This window comes from Paraburkholderia sp. SECH2 (assembly GCF_030464795.1).
Taxonomy (GTDB): domain Bacteria; phylum Pseudomonadota; class Gammaproteobacteria; order Burkholderiales; family Burkholderiaceae; genus Paraburkholderia; species Paraburkholderia aspalathi.
The window spans coordinates 319633-335854 of record NZ_JALPRH010000005.1 but is presented as its reverse complement, the minus strand read 5'-3'; the positions used below and the strand labels follow the sequence as shown (position 1 = coordinate 335854).

General features: G+C 61.0%; 8 protein-coding genes. 3 read left to right on the top strand and 5 right to left on the bottom strand.

Features of this window, described 5'->3' with window-relative positions; translation table 11 throughout:
- Positions 1–2316 carry a sensor histidine kinase gene (locus tag M0D66_RS12580; protein WP_211708087.1) on the bottom strand — a complete coding sequence of 772 codons (2316 nt, stop codon included), beginning with the start codon at positions 2314–2316 and terminating at the stop codon, positions 1–3.
- 7 nt (positions 2317–2323) lie between these two features.
- Positions 2324–3133, bottom strand: coding sequence for a response regulator (locus tag M0D66_RS12575; RefSeq protein WP_211708072.1), 810 nt, complete (start codon positions 3131–3133; stop codon positions 2324–2326).
- A gap of 443 nt (positions 3134–3576) precedes the next feature.
- Between M0D66_RS12575 and M0D66_RS12570 the strand changes: the two genes are divergently transcribed.
- The 3 genes from M0D66_RS12570 (at position 3577) to M0D66_RS12560 (ending at position 13871) form a co-directional block, all read left to right on the top strand.
- Positions 3577–5406, top strand: a complete 1830-nt coding sequence (locus M0D66_RS12570; protein WP_211708071.1) for a YadA family autotransporter adhesin — start codon at positions 3577–3579, stop codon at positions 5404–5406.
- Positions 5407–6644: 1238 nt separating this feature from the next.
- Entirely contained in the window at positions 6645–13067 is a 6423-nt protein-coding gene (locus M0D66_RS12565) for an ESPR-type extended signal peptide-containing protein (RefSeq protein WP_211708070.1), read from the top strand.
- Between the two features lie 81 nt (positions 13068–13148).
- Positions 13149–13871 (top strand): OmpA family protein, encoded by a 723-nt coding sequence (locus M0D66_RS12560; protein WP_211708069.1) that lies wholly within the window; start codon positions 13149–13151, stop codon positions 13869–13871.
- 178 nt (positions 13872–14049) lie between these two features.
- On the opposite strand, the gene M0D66_RS12555 is transcribed toward M0D66_RS12560, so the two are convergent.
- The 3 genes from M0D66_RS12555 to M0D66_RS12545 form a co-directional block, all read right to left on the bottom strand.
- On the bottom strand, positions 14050–14631 hold the full coding sequence (locus tag M0D66_RS12555; RefSeq protein WP_211708068.1) for a hypothetical protein: 582 nt from the start codon (positions 14629–14631) through the stop codon (positions 14050–14052).
- A 406-nt stretch (positions 14632–15037) separates the two neighbouring features.
- The gene (locus M0D66_RS12550; RefSeq protein ID WP_211708067.1) at positions 15038–15307 is read right to left on the bottom strand and encodes a hypothetical protein; all 270 of its coding nucleotides are present in this window, start codon (positions 15305–15307) and stop codon (positions 15038–15040) included.
- A gap of 395 nt (positions 15308–15702) precedes the next feature.
- Positions 15703–15990: a hypothetical protein gene (locus tag M0D66_RS12545; RefSeq protein WP_200621031.1), complete on the bottom strand. Its 288-nt coding sequence runs from the start codon at positions 15988–15990 to the stop codon at positions 15703–15705.
- Positions 15991–16222: the final 232 nt, after the last annotated feature.

The window sequence follows — 16222 nt, the reverse complement described above, 5'->3', positions numbered from 1 at the left end:
TTAGCAGGCGCGCGAGACGTCGTATGTTTCGTGCGGTGCGAGAGCAAGAGCCTCGATGCCCGCGAAATCCAATGCTTCGAGGCAATGCCGCATGTCAGTCAGAAATGCAATGCAGGTGGGGTGAGCGGCGATCGTGTTTTCTATCCATCGCTCTATGTCAGTCAGGCGTCCGTCCTTTGCGAGAACGGCCAGTTCCTGGCGATCGCTCTCTGGAGGAACGGCAACGGCGAACCCGTGTTTGCGTTGTGAACGAATAGGAGCAGAGCCGCCGGAAGAATGCTCTACGATGTTCGACGGCAACGCATCCTTATCTGCCGCAGATGGAACGATGAGTTCGAAGGTAAACGAGGTGCCGCGATGCGGCGCACTTGACACGCGCAAGTCGCCGCCCATGGTGTTGACAATGCGCTGCGCAATAATAAGGCCAAGCCCGGTGCTACCGTTCACAGCCTGTATCTGGCGAAAAGCCGTAAAGAGTTTCGACTGCGCTTCGACGTCGATGCCGATGCCGGTATCAGTGACCTCAAAACCCATGTGCCATTGATCGTCCTGCAGGCGCGCGCTCACCGTCATCGTGACGAAGCCGTCGCGGGTGAACTTGGATGCGTTCGAGAGCAGATTGAGCAATACCTGTTGCAACCGGCGGCCGTCGATCGTCAGTCGACGGGGCAACAACGTCAGTGCCCGATAGTTAAACTGATTGTTCAACTGCGAGCAGAGTGCGAGCGCGTATTCGGCAATGTCATCGAGAAGTGCAGGCAGATCGGTTGCGACCGGCGCGATATCCAATGGCTGCAACTCAGTTTTCGCGTACCCGACCAGTTCGTCGATCAGGCCGAGTTGATAGTTCACGCTGCGTTCGATTGCCTGGATAGGTTTCACCTGCTTCGAATCCGCCAGATCCCGCAACTGTCTGGCATAGCCCGTGATCGTAGCAAGCGGCGCACGGAGGTCATGACTCACGTAACCCAAGGTTTCGATCAGTTGCTGGTTTTTCTCCTCGGCGTAAAGCAATGCTTCGTTCAACTCCAATGTGCGCTGTGCAACCTGTTCGCGTAGTCGGTCGTGTTCGGTTCTTTGCCAGTCTGCGAGTTCGGTTCTTGCCGCGATTCGCTGCTTTCCGACGTGGTTTATCCACGCTGCGAGCACAATAAGGTTGGTGGCTAACCCAATAATTGCAACGACGGGATTCGGGTGAATGTCGGACTTCAGCCAGGCGAGAGCTGTCGGCAAGGACCCAAGCGTTTCGAGCATGCGCAACGCAAAGCTGAACAGCGAGAAGATCATGACGAGCAGCATGATCCGCGCGGTGGGGGTCGACTGACGCGCGAGGTGTGCAGCGATAATCACCGTGAAGACGCCGAACAGCGCATTGACATACACGCCGACTTGCGCGAACACGAACAGATTGCCGAATGCGGCGCCTATTGCCGCAACGCACTCCAGAAACGCAAACCCGAACAGTATGTAGCGTGCTGGCAGGTTTGCTTTTTCGCTGTGAGAGATGCGCAGGATAAATACAATGAACAGCAGCACGGCGGTACATCCGAGCACCGTCACACTTCTCGCACTCCACTCGATTGCGAACGGCCACAGATATAGCTTCGTATAGCCGCGATCCGCAGCTTCGAACAGCGCTGTCATGGCACACAGTGCTGTCAGGACGAGAAACGAGACACTGCGGGAAAAATAGGCGATGAGCAGCGCGCACCACGCCAGTGCAAGTGTGCCGCCAATCAATCCACCGTCCCAGAGCGCCGCGCGTTTCTCCAGCGCGTCGTATGCCGCTGCGGAATACAGCCTCGGTTCAAGCGTGAGTGCCGTATCGCTGGCTGCCCGGATGAGGAAAATGCGCTTTTCACCGGGAGCGAGCGTGAAATGCACCAACGAATAGCGGGATGAAAATGACTCGGATGCGGGTCGGACAGGATCGATGCCCTCACGTGTCCAGTGGCCACTGGACACCGTGTAAAAGTCCACTTTCTGAAGGCGCGCGTCCTGGAACACGAGCACGAGCGGGGCGGCTGCTGAACTACGGTTGCCCACCGCCACGCGGAGCCACCATGCCGAGCGGGTGAAACCTGGCTTCAGTCGATTCCCCTGCACCGGAAGGAAGCCTGGCGCGACTCCCGCGGAAAGTGTGAGTATGTCGTCCAATCTCATCTTGCCCGAGACGTCTTCGAATACCTCCACCTGGTCCAAGGTGGGAACCTGTTGTGTCTGTTTCCCGGTGGTGTCGAGACCGACGGCAAAAGAGTGAGTGGCCCACCAGCTCAGACATATGAACAGTAAGCGGAACCACCGAGCTGTAGTCATGATGTCGTCACTCTGCCTCGAGGGTGGGTTCCGCGGTATCAACCAGGTCCCGGTTGCGATACTCCTCTCGATAGGTTGAGGGGGGCATGCCAAACCGCTCACGAAACGCCGTGGCGAAATTTGCAGCACTGGAAAAGCCAATTTCTTCGGCGATGCTGGCAATACTCAATGACGTGCTACTCAACAGCTTTTGTGCAATCCGCAGGCGCTCGTCCCGGAGATACTCGAATACTGTCCGGCCCAGGTTGTCCCTGAACGCACGCGACAGTCGTTTTTCATTGGTCCCCACGAGGCGCGCGAGTTGCTCGACCGTTGGCGCATCGTTCAGCCTTTGCGACAAATGTCGAATGGCTGCGCGAACGATGACGCTGTTGCCGGTGAAGTCCGAAGCGGATACCTCATCTTCTGTATCCCGATTGCCCCGTGTCCGGGCAAGGTGAACGCGAATCCGTGCAAGTACCTCGTCCGCCTCGAATGGCTTGAGCACGTAGTCCACGCCACCGATTTCCAGACCGTTGATGCGCTCGTGGAGCTCCCCAGCCACGGTGAGGAAAATGACGGGAATCGCAGAGGTGCGAGGGTCCGCGGCAAGAAGCCGGCAGGCGGCGAATCCGTCCATCCGCGGCATCCGTACGTCCATCAGGATCAGGTCGGGTGAAATCGCCAGTGCTCGTTGATACGCCTGTGACCCGTCGAATCCGACGCTGATCCGGCATCCAGCCTTGCGCAGCACATCAATTAGCAATCGAAGCTGGTCCGGCTGGTCGTCTACCACAAGAAGATGGGCATCCGTGAGGGCACTGTTTCGGGGCGACATCGTGTAGGCGAAAGAAGCTGACGGGTAACCGTCTGGTTAACGGCGGCTGATTGCGCAGCTTGAGGCTCGCGCGGATCGGTCGCCAGCATAGAGCCGCGAAGCGTACCAGATTGTTAATTCAATTTAAATCGAGCGGTTTCCGCACGGATATCAAAAGAATTTTCCCTCCGGCAAAGCATTTCGTCCCTCCGGCAAAACGATCGTGGCAGTAACGCTGCCCATAATTCCTCGCGTCCTTACGAAAAATTTCTAATTCAAAAATTTGTAGCCGTGGGTATCAGTGGCTTGACTGTGGCGGTCTACGCGTTGTAGCGACCGCCGCTATGGAACGGCGTGCCGAGAAAAACCAGATGGCATGGGCAAGCTAAAGACTCAGATAGAGCGTGACGGAGACCAGACATGAATCCTTTTATTGGCCATCAGACGAGTGAGAGCGGAACGTAATGAACAAGAGCAGATATAAATTGGTTTGGAATCGCCGATTTGGCGCGCTGGTCGCGGCAGCGGAGACGCAACGCGGCGTGCAGGGCGAAGCGGGACAAGCGGAAATAGGGCAGGTCGGTCGACCGCTGAAGTCGAAAGTAGCACTGGCTGCACTCGCGGCGCTCACGCTCTCGGCTGGATACGCACATGCAGATAACCTGGCAGTTGGCGGCGAGGTCGGAGGGACGACTGCAACGATTGGGGGTGCTACGGCTCCGTCCGCGAGTACAGGCGGGACCTTTCCCGCTGTAGCCGGTGACGCGAGCAACACGAGTCAGAACACAGCGGTCGGGATCAATGTCACCGCTAATGGCGGAGCCGCAACCGCTCTGGGTGATACGGTAACTGCAAGCGGCCAGAATGCCACGGCAGCCGGCGCCAATTCAGTTGCAAGCGGAAATAACGCTGTAGCGTATGGCGGTGGCGCGAGTGCAGTCGGATCGGGTGCAACCGCCTTGGGCGCACAAGCGTCGGTCATCGGAGCAAATTCAACGGCGATAGGTAATCACGCTTCTGCAACTGGTAACGGTGCATTTGCAGCAGGGGTGGGCGCAGTCGCAAACGGCGGTGCATCCTTCAACTCCGCAATTGCAATTGGAGCAAATGCGACTGCAACGTCGACTACGCCTGCCTCGCCCATTGCAATCGGCCCGGGCGCCCAGGCAGTAAACGGCGAAGCCGTCGCCCTCGGAAATGGCGCTTTTGCGCAAGGTAACGGCTCCATTTCCATGGGTGTGAGCGCCAATGCGGCAGTAGCGGGCACGGTTGCACTGGGCGGCCTCGCACAGGCGACGGGCGCAAATTCAATCGCGATCGGTAACGCAGCCGTGGCTTCGACCGCTGAATCGACAGCGCTCGGTTCCGGCGCGGTCACACGTGCGGCAACGAACGTGAGTAGCGTCACGCTGAACGGCGTCACCTTCGGTGGCTTCGCAGGCGCGACGCCGACCGGCGTCGTGAGTATCGGCGCGGTCGGTCAGGAACATCAGTTGCAAAATGTCGCCGCGGGTCAAATCAGCGCCACCAGCACGGACGCGGTGAACGGCTCGCAGCTTTTCTCGATTGCTTCGCAGGTTTCGGCACTCTCGAGCAATCTGACGTCAATCACCACCACGGTCGACAGGATTTCGACATCCGGCTCGAATGGCACGGTTGCAGACCCGACAGGTACGGCAGTTGGTAACAATTCGGTCGTATCCGTTCCCAATGGAACGGCTGTTGGTAACGGCTCGAATGTCTCGGGTCAAGATGGTACGGCCATCGGCACGAACTCGACTGTCACGGCTGCGCGTGCAACCGCCATCGGCACGAATTCCAAAGTCACCGGCACGGATTCGACTGCAATCGGCACCAACAGCCAGGCCACCGCGAATAATTCGGTTGCCTTGGGTGCAAATTCAGTTGCAGACCGGGACAACACGGTTTCGGTTGGTGCACCGGGTGCTGAGCGTCAGATTACCAACGTCGCAGACGGTACGGCTCCGACTGATGCGGTCAACGTGCGACAGCTGAATGGTGCAATCAACAGCGTTCGCGACGACATGCAGAAATATCGCCGTGACGCGAGCGCGGGTACAGCATCCGCAATCGCCATGGCGAACTTGCCGCAAGCTGTGTTGCCGGGTGAGAAGGTTGTAGCACTCGCGGCCGGCAACTACGGCGGGCAGTCCGCGATGGCTGTCGGTCTTTCGGTCGCGACGCAAAAGTGGATGGTCAAAGGCTCAGTCACAACGGGGGTCTCTGGCCACGGCTCCGTGGGTGCAGGCGCGGGCGTTGGCTATCGCTGGTAAGTAATTTGTCGGTATCCCGCTGCCGTCGCCCTTGTGTTGCGGCAGCGGGCGAAGCGCCTGGAGTTAGCAGAGGAAGACCATGTTCATAAAAGTACGAAGCGGCACGAAGAGAAAATACTTCGATAGTCCGCTCCTACTTCTAAGAAAAACGAATCAGTCGACGCGGGCAGACATTGAAGGAATAGAGGCGCCTGGGAGCACAGCACCACGAATGAATTTCCATTTCATTTCCACTCCCTGGCTTTCATAAGGGCGTGAGAGCAATGGCGAGGCTGGAAGAGTCTTCGTTATCTGTCTTGCATGAATTTTATTAATAAGAATTGTTTCACAAAACCGACTTAAAAAAGTACCGGGCAGAGCGCCGGGAATTCATAGTCTCTTAAGGAAATTCTGACCGATATTTAGCTTGTTTGGTGATGAATGAATTTTGAAATCAAGTACGTTGCACGCATCAATGACCATCGCAGCACGGCTCGGCAGCTCTTGATAGTGCTTTATGGCCGCGACGCGAACGCCATGCTGTGTCGAGCGCGACACAGTCAAAAGGCGAATTCGCAATAGGTCCATGGTCGCAAAGGCTTTTTGTAGACAAATTAAAAGACCTATGAGAAAGTTCCCGCGGGCACTTATCTTTCTTTCCATTACACGATTTAATAAAGAGAGATGTCGCATTCAGTGCGAATGGCTTGGCGGCCTTTGTCTCACATAGTGCTCAAGATGCTGCGAGAAAGAAAACGGTGCGTGTAGCCTGGCGCAAAACTATTTGTCATGCCACGAGCCGAGAGAACGTTGCAACAGGCTACTGAGGGGGCAGTAACGATGAATATCCCAGTCGGAATAGAGCCGGGCACTGGCTCAGCGAAGAAAGCGCATCAGTCTGGCCGCCGATTGGCGCTCCGCCACGCGACCGCCCTTCCTCTGCGTCCCCCCTTCGGACCTTCATAACCCAGACATTCGTCGATCGTCTCAGCGGCCAGCTCGCCGAAAACTGGCCATCTGACCGACCCTCATCGTCTACTTAGTCATGCGAATTCCTACGCCAGCGTGGGTATTCGCTCGCGCTCAGGATTCGTCATTCACCGAGGGCGGAAGCAACTTGCCTCAGTTCCAACGCTGAAGCAATGTGCGCCGTGATGAGACGTTTTAAACACTATAAATAGGCATCCTGAATAATTGGGGTGCATGCACACGCTCGCGCTTATGAACTTCTCATTTCAATTATCTGGTGAGGCAACGACATGAACAAAGCATATCGGACCATCTGGAACAAGGCGCTTGGCGCCTTCGTGGCCGCGTCGGAGTTGGACTCGTCGCGTGGCAAGGGAAAGTCGGGAGCGGCTGCTTCTATATGCGACGCACGCAGTGGCGAGCAGGGTGCCGCGGTGTCGCACGGTTCGAGTCCGCGGGTCCTGACCATTCTGTTGCTGATTGGCGTGGGGGGATGGGGCGCGCAGGCACAGGCGCAGCTGAGCTGCGCGTCGGCGCCCTATAACTTCTATAGTGGCAGCACGACGTGTGTGGGCCAACAGTCTACCGCCTCTGGCGGCGGAGCAACTGCGGTAGGTTATGGCGCCAGCAGCACGGGCATTAATGCCTTGTCCTTTGGCTTTCAGGCCATTGCCAATGGTATCAACGCCATTTACATGGGCGCGCGCACTGCTCCGGGTACCGGCGCGACCGCGCAGTCTGCGATCGGCATCGGCACGGATGTCACCGCTAGCGGCTCGGCGGCCATCGGGATTGGCGTTGACGCTGTCTCGAGTGGCAACCAGTCGACTGCTGTCGGCCCCTTGGCGAAGGCAACTGGAGATAACGGCGTTGCACTGGGTGCGAGCGCCAACGCTGCCGCGTCAGGCGCCGTCGCATTGGGCGGCGGCGCCACCGGTTCGCAAACCAACGGTATAGCCGTTGGTGCGGGAGCCAGTGCCACCGGTGCAAACTCCCTTTATCTGGGAGCGCGCACTGCGGCGGGCACCGGTTCGACGGGAACGGGGTCCATTGCGATTGGCACTGACGTTACCTCAACCGCCGATTATGCCGCTGCGATTGGCTTCCAGTCGGTGGTAAGCGGGCCGGCAGCCGTCGGGATCGGTTATATCGCCACAGCGTCCGGGACGCATGCTGTCGCTGTCGGCTTTCAGTCCATCGCCAGCGGACTCAACGCCGTTTATCTTGGGCCGCGTGCCGTCGCCGGCACGGGCGCAACGGCGGCGGGTGCGATTGGCGTCGGCACGGACGTGACTGCGTCCGGTCCCTCTTCACTGGCCGCCGGCACAGTGTCCAAAGCCACGGCACAAAATGCCGTGGCTTTGGGAGCGGGCGCCGCCGCCTCAGGGCTCAACGCCCTCGGTATGATGAACGGCTCACAAGCCACCGGTGCTAATTCAATAGCGTTGGGGTCATCCGATACCGTTGCGGAAGGCGGCGCGTCTACCCCGGCGACGGTGGCAGGCGCCGCGGCGTCGGGCATTCGCGCAATTGCGATCGGCTCCGGCGCGAGCTCGGCTGGCTCGTCGTCCATCGCGATAGGTGATTCGGCTCTGACGGGCGCCAACACAGATGCCCTCGCCATGGGTACCTCCGCAACGGCTAACGCGGCCAATGCTTCCGCCATCGGCAATGCTGCAAGAGCGCTCGCCGCCTCCACGGTTGCCATCGGCGACGGCAGCACCGTCGCCGCAGCAGCCGGCGCCGGTTCGTTCGCCGGCGGCCATAACTCCCAGGTACTCGGTGGGACGGGCGCAGTCGCGCTCGGTCAAGCGCAAACCGCGAGCGGCAACGGCGCGGTCGCGATTGGCGATCCCAATACCGCGACCGGTAATGGTGCTGTCGCCGTGGGCGCGAACAATACCGCCACGGGCGATGGCGCGGTAGCGCAGGGCAACGGCAATACCGCCAATGGTCAAGGCGCGGTCGCGCTGGGCAACGCGAGCAACGCGAACGGCGCGAGCGCGCTGGCGCTTGGCGATTCCGCGGTGGCCAACCAGGCCAAAGCGATCGCGCTGGGTGCCGGCGCGTCAGCCAGCAACGCGAACGACGTCGCGTTGGGTGCGGGCAGCACCACCGCAGCGCCGCATACGGGCACCACTGCGCTTTATGGCGGCACGGCAGCCGGCATCGCGAGCGCGGCCAATGGCGTGGTGTCGGTCGGCTCGGCTGGCAAAGAGCGGCAACTGCAGAACGTGGCGGCGGGCGTGATCTCAGCTGCTAGCACCGACGCAATCAACGGCTCGCAACTGAATACGGTTGTCACCGGTGTCAATAATCTCGGCGCGTCGACCGCGGGCACCTTGGGCGGCGGCGCCAGCTATAGCGCGGCGACCGGCGATCTCACCGGCTTTAGCCAGCCGGTCAACACCGTCAGCACGACCGGGGCCGTAAGCGGACCCACGGCGCAGACGACGGTCGCCGGTGCGTTGACCGCGCTGAATACGAATATCGACAACACGGCCAATGTCGCGGTCAAGTACGACGCGGCGGGTGGTACGAAGATCACGCTCGGTGCGACCGGCGGCGCGGGAGCCGGGTCTCCGGTGACCATCACCAATATGGCGCCGGCTGCATTGAACGCGACGAGCACGGATGCGGTGAACGGCTCCCAGCTGTTCGCCACCAACCAGCAGGTCACGGCCAATACGACAGCGATTTCCAACATCAACAATGGCAGCGGGATCAAATATTTCCACACCAATTCGGTGCTGGCGGACAGCGTCCCCACTGGCACAGATGCGATCGCAGTGGGACCAGCGGCCAATGCGTTCGGCAACGATTCGATCGCCCAGGGTCTGAATGCGGTGGCCGGCGTGAACGGCGCGCCGACGACGGCCAACGATATTGCCTTGGGCAATGGGGCTCAAGCCACGGGTGGCGATTCGATCGCCCAGGGTACCGGGGCAACCGCGAACACGGCCGGCGCCATAGCGATCGGTCAGACGGCAACCGCTACAGGCGGCAAGGCCGTGTCGATCGGCGTGGGCAATACGGCCAGCGGTAACGGCGCGGTTGCCATCGGCGATCCGAACTCGGCGATCGGGACCGGTGCGATAACCATGGGCGCGAACAATACGTCCAACGGCCAGGGCGCGGTGGCGCTCGGCAATGCCAATACAGCGACCGGCCAGGGCGCCGTCGCGCTGGGCAATGCATCGCAAGCGAACAATGCCGGTTCGGTTGCGTTCGGCGACGCTGCAACGGTGTCGGCCGCGGCGACGCAAGGCGTTGCGATTGGCTCCGGCGCCACCGTCACCAATGCCGGCGCGGTGGCCCTGGGTGCGGGAAGCACGACGGCCGCCGCGGTGGGGACGCCAGGCGCGACGATCAATGGGACCGCGTACACGTTTGCCGGCACCACGCCGGCGAGCACGGTGAGCGTCGGCAAAGTGGGTGCCGAACGCACGGTGACGAATGTTGCCGCGGGCCAGTTGAGCGCGACCAGTACCGATGCAGTGAACGGCTCGCAGTTGTATGCGACCGATCAGGCGGTCGACGCGCTGTCCACGACGGTAACCGCCAACAAGACGCACTATTACAGCGTCAACGACGGCGGCACTCAGGGGGCCAATTACGCCGACGACGGCGCGACTGGTGTTAACGCCCTCGCTGCGGGTGTCGGCGCCCTGGCTTCCGGGGTAAGCAGCACGGCACTGGGCAACGGTGCCCAGGCGTTGGCGAACAACGCAACCGCATTCGGCCTGCAGGCGACGGCTTCGGTCGTCGGCGGCGTGGCGATCGGATCGGGATCGGTTGCAGATCGCACGGTTCTGCCCGGAGTCGGATCCATCGCCAACGGCTCCCACGCGATTCCGTTCAACACCTCCGACGAGACCTTGCTGGGTGCGGTGTCCGTCGGCAGTAGCACTGCCTACCGCCAGTTGACCAATGTCGCCGACGGCACGCAGGCGCAAGACGCAGTCACCGTCAGGCAACTCGCGGGCGCATTGTCATCGTTCTCGGTGACGGGCACGAACTATTTTCACGCGAATTCGACGGCGGCCGATTCGCTGGCGGTGGGCGCGCAGTCGATCGCTGTCGGACCGACGACCGTCGTCAACGGAGACAACGGTGTCGGTGTTGGCAACGGGGCAGTCGTCGATGCGACGGCGCCCGGCGGCCTCGCGATCGGCCAGCAAACGCATTCGGCCGCGGCCGACGCAATGGCGCTCGGCAGCGGCGCGGTGGCGAGCGGTGCGCAGTCGATCGCGCAAGGCGCCAACGCGAATGCCGCTAACCAGGGCGGCGTGGCTGTGGGCTCAGGCGCGCAGAGCAGCGCCACGGACGCCGTAGCGCTTGGCGCAGGGGCGAGCTCGACGTTCGCCAACAGCGTGGCGCTGGGCAGCGCATCGACAACCGCCGCAGCGGTGGCGACGCCGGGTGTCACCATCAACGGCACGGCCTACACCTACGCGGGTACGGCTCCGACCAGCACGGTGAGCGTGGGCAGCGTGGGTAACGAGCGCACGGTGACCAACGTGGCGGCAGGCCGGGTGAGCGCGACCAGTACCGACGCGGTGAACGGCTCGCAGCTGTATGCGACCGATCAGGCAGTCAGCAGTCTGTCCACGACGATCACCGCCAACAAGACGCACTACTACAGCGTCAACGACGGCGGTACACAGGGCGCCAATTACGCCGACGACGGCGCCACCGGCACCAACGCGCTTGCGGCAGGCGTGGCCGCCACCGCGGCCGGCGCCAACAGCACGGCACTGGGTCAGGGCGCGGTGGCCAATAACGCCAATGCCGTAGCGCTGGGCAGTGGTTCGACCACGGCTGCGGCAGTGGCAACGACCGGCGACACGATCAACGGCACGGCCTACACCTACGCGGGGACCGCGCCGACGAGCACGGTGAGCGTGGGCAGTGCAGGTAACGAGCGTACGGTGACGAACGTGGCGGCGGGCCGGGTGAACGCGACTAGTACCGATGCAGTGAACGGTTCGCAGCTCTATGCGACGGATCAGGCGGTCGGCAGCCTCGCCAGCGTAGTGACGGCCAGCAAGACGCACTACTACAGCGTCAACGATGGCGGCACGCAGGGTGGCAACTACAACAACGATGGCGCCACCGGCACCAATGCGTTGGCGGCGGGCGTGGGGGCGACGGCAAGCGGCGTGAGCAGCTTCGCCGGCGGCAACGGTGCCTCCGCACAGGCGGACAACGCGCTTGCGCTGGGCGCTCTGTCGAGCGCCTCGGTGGCCGGCGGGGTCGCGATCGGCTCGGGATCGGTGTCCAATCGCGCGGTTCTATCCGGTATCGGTTCAATTGCGAACGGCACCCATGCGATTCCCTTCAACACGTCGGATCAAACGCTGCTCGGCGCCGTGTCTTTCGGCAGCGCGGCCGGCAACACGTATCGCCAGTTGACCAACGTCGCGGACGGCACGCAGGCACAGGATGCGGTCACCATCAGGCAGCTTGCGGGTGCGCTGTCCTCGTTCGCCGTGAGCGGACAGATGTACTTTCACGCGAATTCGACGGCGGCTGATTCGCTCGCGGTCGGCGCGCAGTCGATTGCGGTCGGACCGACGACGGTGGTCAACGGTGACAACGGCGTGGGCATCGGCAACGGCGCCATCGTCGACGCGACGGCGCCAGGCGGCGTCGCGATCGGAGAAAGCTCGAACGCGGCACAGGCCGACGCGATTGCGCTCGGCAGCGGTTCCATCGCAAGCGGCGCACAGTCGATCGCACAAGGGGCGAACGCGAAGGCCGCGAATGCAGGCGGCATTGCTATCGGCTCGGGGGCCCAAAGCAGCGCCATCGATGCGGTCGCGATGGGTTCAGGCGCGAGCGCGTCGATGGCAAACAGCGTTGCGCTGGGCGCGGGATCGGTGACGACGGTTGGCGCGTTGAGCAACTACATTGCGTACGGACTGAGCAGTCCGCAGTCGTCGGCGGGCGAGGTCAATATCGGCAATCGGCAGATCACCGGCGTGGCAGCCGGCAAGGCTGGAACCGATGCGGTCAACGTAAGCCAGCTCGCCGCAGTCACCACGCAGTTGACCACGCTGATCAACAATCAAAGCGGCGGCGGCGGCGGTGCCCCCTTCTCGTCCACTCCGGGTTCTTCGCCCGCGTCCACGGGGGCGAATTCTTCGGCGGGCGGGCAGGGTTCGGTAGCTTCCGGCTCGAATAGCACGGCGGTCGGCAACAGTTCGCAAGCCAGCGCGAATGGCGCCACTGCGGTTGGCGTCGGCGCGGCCGCGAGCGGGAATAACTCGGTGGCGCTGGGTTCCAACAGCACGGACGGAGGCCGAAGCAACGTGGTATCCGTCGGCTCGCTTAACGATACGCGGCAGGTGGCAAATGTGGCTGCGGGAACGCAGGGGACGGACGCAGTCAACGTGGACCAGCTCAATGCCGGGCTCGCACAGGCCAACGCCTATACCGATCAACGGGTGGACCAACTGCAGTCGGGAATCAACTCCGTCGCGCGCAATGCCTATTCCGGCATCGCCGCAGCGACGGCATTGACGATGATTCCAGAAGTCGACAAGGACAAGACGTTGTCATTTGGCGTCGGCACGGCGGGCTTCCGAGGCTATCAGGCCGTCGCGCTCGGCGGAACCGCTCGTATCACCGAGAACATCAAGATGAAAGCAGGCGTCGGTATGAGCCCCGGCGGCACAACCTTCGGGATGGGTGCGGCCATGCAATGGTAGAGCGCAGACGCCTTCGCTCAAGTGCGGACAACGTGATCGTGCGTCGAACCGGACGTACGAAAAAATAGTATGGAGAACACAATGAAGCAGCTTTCTGGATGGAGTTTGTCGCTGAGCCTGGTTTTTCTTGCGGGATGTTCGAGTGCTTCCGGGCCGACGTTTAACGCATATACGGTTACGGCCGCGGACGGTTCGCGGCTTCATCAGGTCGAATGTCACGGGATCTTCGAAGGACCTGCTACCTGTATGAAGGTGGCCCAACGGATATGTCAGGGAGAGCCGGTTCGCCCGCTGCAGAAAGTCGGACGCCTCCTGCCGGATAATGACGAATCCGATGTCACGCGGCGGCTGACCTTCGCGTGTGGTGGCGCGCCGGATACCCCAGCAGCGGCGGCCACGCAGCCGGCCGCACCTGTGGCGCAAACGGTTGATCAGTTCGTGTTGCAAACCGATACCCTGTTTGCTTTCGGCCAGTCCAGTCTGGCTTCGATTTCGCCGGGCGGCGCGGCCAACCTCGAGCAGGTCATCGCGCGTATCAAGCAGCGAAGGGGTGTTCAGTCCATTTCGGTCGTAGGCCATACCGACCGCCTCGGGCCGGATGCGGTCAACCAGTCGTTGTCACTGGCCCGTGCGGAGACGATAAGGGAATACATGATCAATCATGGGCTTGACGGTGAGGTGATTCATGCGACGGGAGTGGGGTCCCGTGATTCAACAACCCAATGTCCGGACGGCGGGAGCAGGGCAGTCATCGCTTGCCTGCAACCGGACCGGCGGGTCTCCATCGAAGTTCGGGCCCAGTAAGATGGCTCGGCGCCGAACTGGTTCGCGATGAACGCGCGAACGTTCGGCGCTACGGGTGCTCATCTACGACGTGGGGCGGTGGGGCAAGGAGTCGACAGTTGTACGGAGGAGGTTTGCCGAAAAGAGTGGGGTGTTCAACAGGTACCGGCAAAACGCGGTACGTGAACTCTCCCGATGACTACTTGCTCGTTCCGGGTGTGACGGATATCGCAACCGCTTCAGTGTGCACAATCTTAACCTGATCACCCTTGCGAATGTTCTTCAACTGCTCCGGGTCCACCAACACATCCACCGTGCCCTGCGGCCCCTTTATTGTGACGTGGTCCCCCTTTGCATCGACGGCAACGACATCGCCCACTACCGTCACCTCACGACTGATTGTGCCGCCCGGTTTGGTCCCGGACGCGGCCGGCTGTGAGATCTGCCGCTCGCTGGCAGACCGTGGGCCGTTCGTTTTCGTGAGACTCAGAGACCTCGCCTCCCGGTACTCGGTGGTGACCACATCGCCAACCTTGAGCTGATCAAAGTTCTGCACTTCCGCGCCGGCCTCAAGTTCTTCGACGCGGCCGTTCCTGTCTTTGAGCGTGACGGTCCGGGTAGCAGGATCAATGGTGACGACCGTGGCAATTACCGTTGCAGTTCCTGTTACGGTGCTCCTGTCCGCGCCTTCTCTGATCTCCACAGATGTCTGTGGCTGGGCAAATACCGGGCAGGTCATCATGGCGACGGCGGCCGCCACAAGGAAATACTGGATCTTCATTGCCGTGCTCCCTGGATCGGCTCTGGAAAGATTCAATTGGACTAAATCGCGGACGACGCCGGGCACGACGATGAGTGCCGGACGATGTCGTGAGACTGGAGTGGGGTTCATTGCTGGCAGTAACAATTACAAGGATTCGTAGAATCAGAACTTCACCGGACCAGCGCACGCTTCGCATTTGTCCGCGCCCGTGGTGTCTGGCCTTCAACGATCGTGCGCTTGCCGTTCACTCGGTTTGTTCCTTTGTGCAACAACTATGCCTGTCATACGTCGAGTGAAACGGGTATTGGATCGAGACCGAAACGTGGGCCGTGGCGACGACGGCCGCGTTGCTGACGATTGTCATGCTGCCCGCGGTGGCGCTTCAAGGCGCGTGCCCGAACAGTTCATGTAACTTGCGCCTGCCTCACGGGCTGATGAATTTGAAGGCGAGAACTGCCGCGGCGGCGTTAGGTCTGCCTCGACGCAGCAGATCCTCAGCAAGCAGTTTCTGAAAGAGTGTTTCTTCCTGTTCGCCGTACAGTTCGCGAAATTCGCCGAGAACCTCAGCGATAGCGCTGTCCCGCGTTTCCGGACTCAAAGTGCTGCTGATGTATGAACAGCCTCGTGCCAGTTCAAGCACGTAAGCTGCGCGAGCATCCACCAGAGTGGCACCACCTGTATTTCCTTGTGGCATGAGGTCCCCCAATCTTTTTATGTACGCGTACATGCACTGCCGGGCGTACAGCTGGACTGAGTCGCAGTGAGCGGCGAACGTTAGTGTGGAATTAATTTACGCCAGGGGGCTGAAGGGAAGCTTAAGAAGTGCTACCCCGTGACCTGAGACAGTGGCCGATGCCTGGGCAATGCTAAAAAAATGCCGCAGGCAATGCTGCGGCGAACAAACACACACGCCGAACGTTGGGAACGCTGACGTGCTTTCTTAGGGTATCGAGGCTCGCAGCGGATGCAAATCGGGTGTCTTGTGTGATGATTTCTGTCTCCCCGCCAAGGCTTGCTCGACGTGCCTGGCGCCATCTGTGGATGGCGAAGCGGTCGCAAAAAAACGACAGGGGCCGCGCATCCAGCATCTCATGCTGATCGAGATTCGGCTGGAATGCGGCTCCGGAACGTGGGCGTCCCAGCCTGCGTACTTTCGACGTTGCCTTCGCGCTCGCAGATCCATGCAAACGCCCATTGTTGGGCAACCTCGATCGCCTCGTCCTCGGTGTCGAAGTAGGAAAGATCACGCTCGATGTGCATCTCGCCATCAACGTCGTCGTCACTCGAAACACGGACCAGTCGCGCGTGTGCGAAGAATTTCCCAAGGGAGAAATCCGGAGCCGCGTCGATGATCCATCCACGGTACCCGCATTTCATGATTACCTCCGATACTCAGGCTATTCAGGATTCGAAAAGACAAAGCATGGATTCGTCCGGTCGTACTCGCTAAACCTCCTTGCCCGGTCAAAAGTTCGCGGGCTTTCGTGCCCTCGGTAGCTGAATAGACGATCATCTTGAACTACCGATACTGTTATAGGCCATCGGCAGCCCAACGGTGGTTGCTGCTGTGGACGGATGCAAAAAAAATGCCAATTCCAACCGGCCGTGG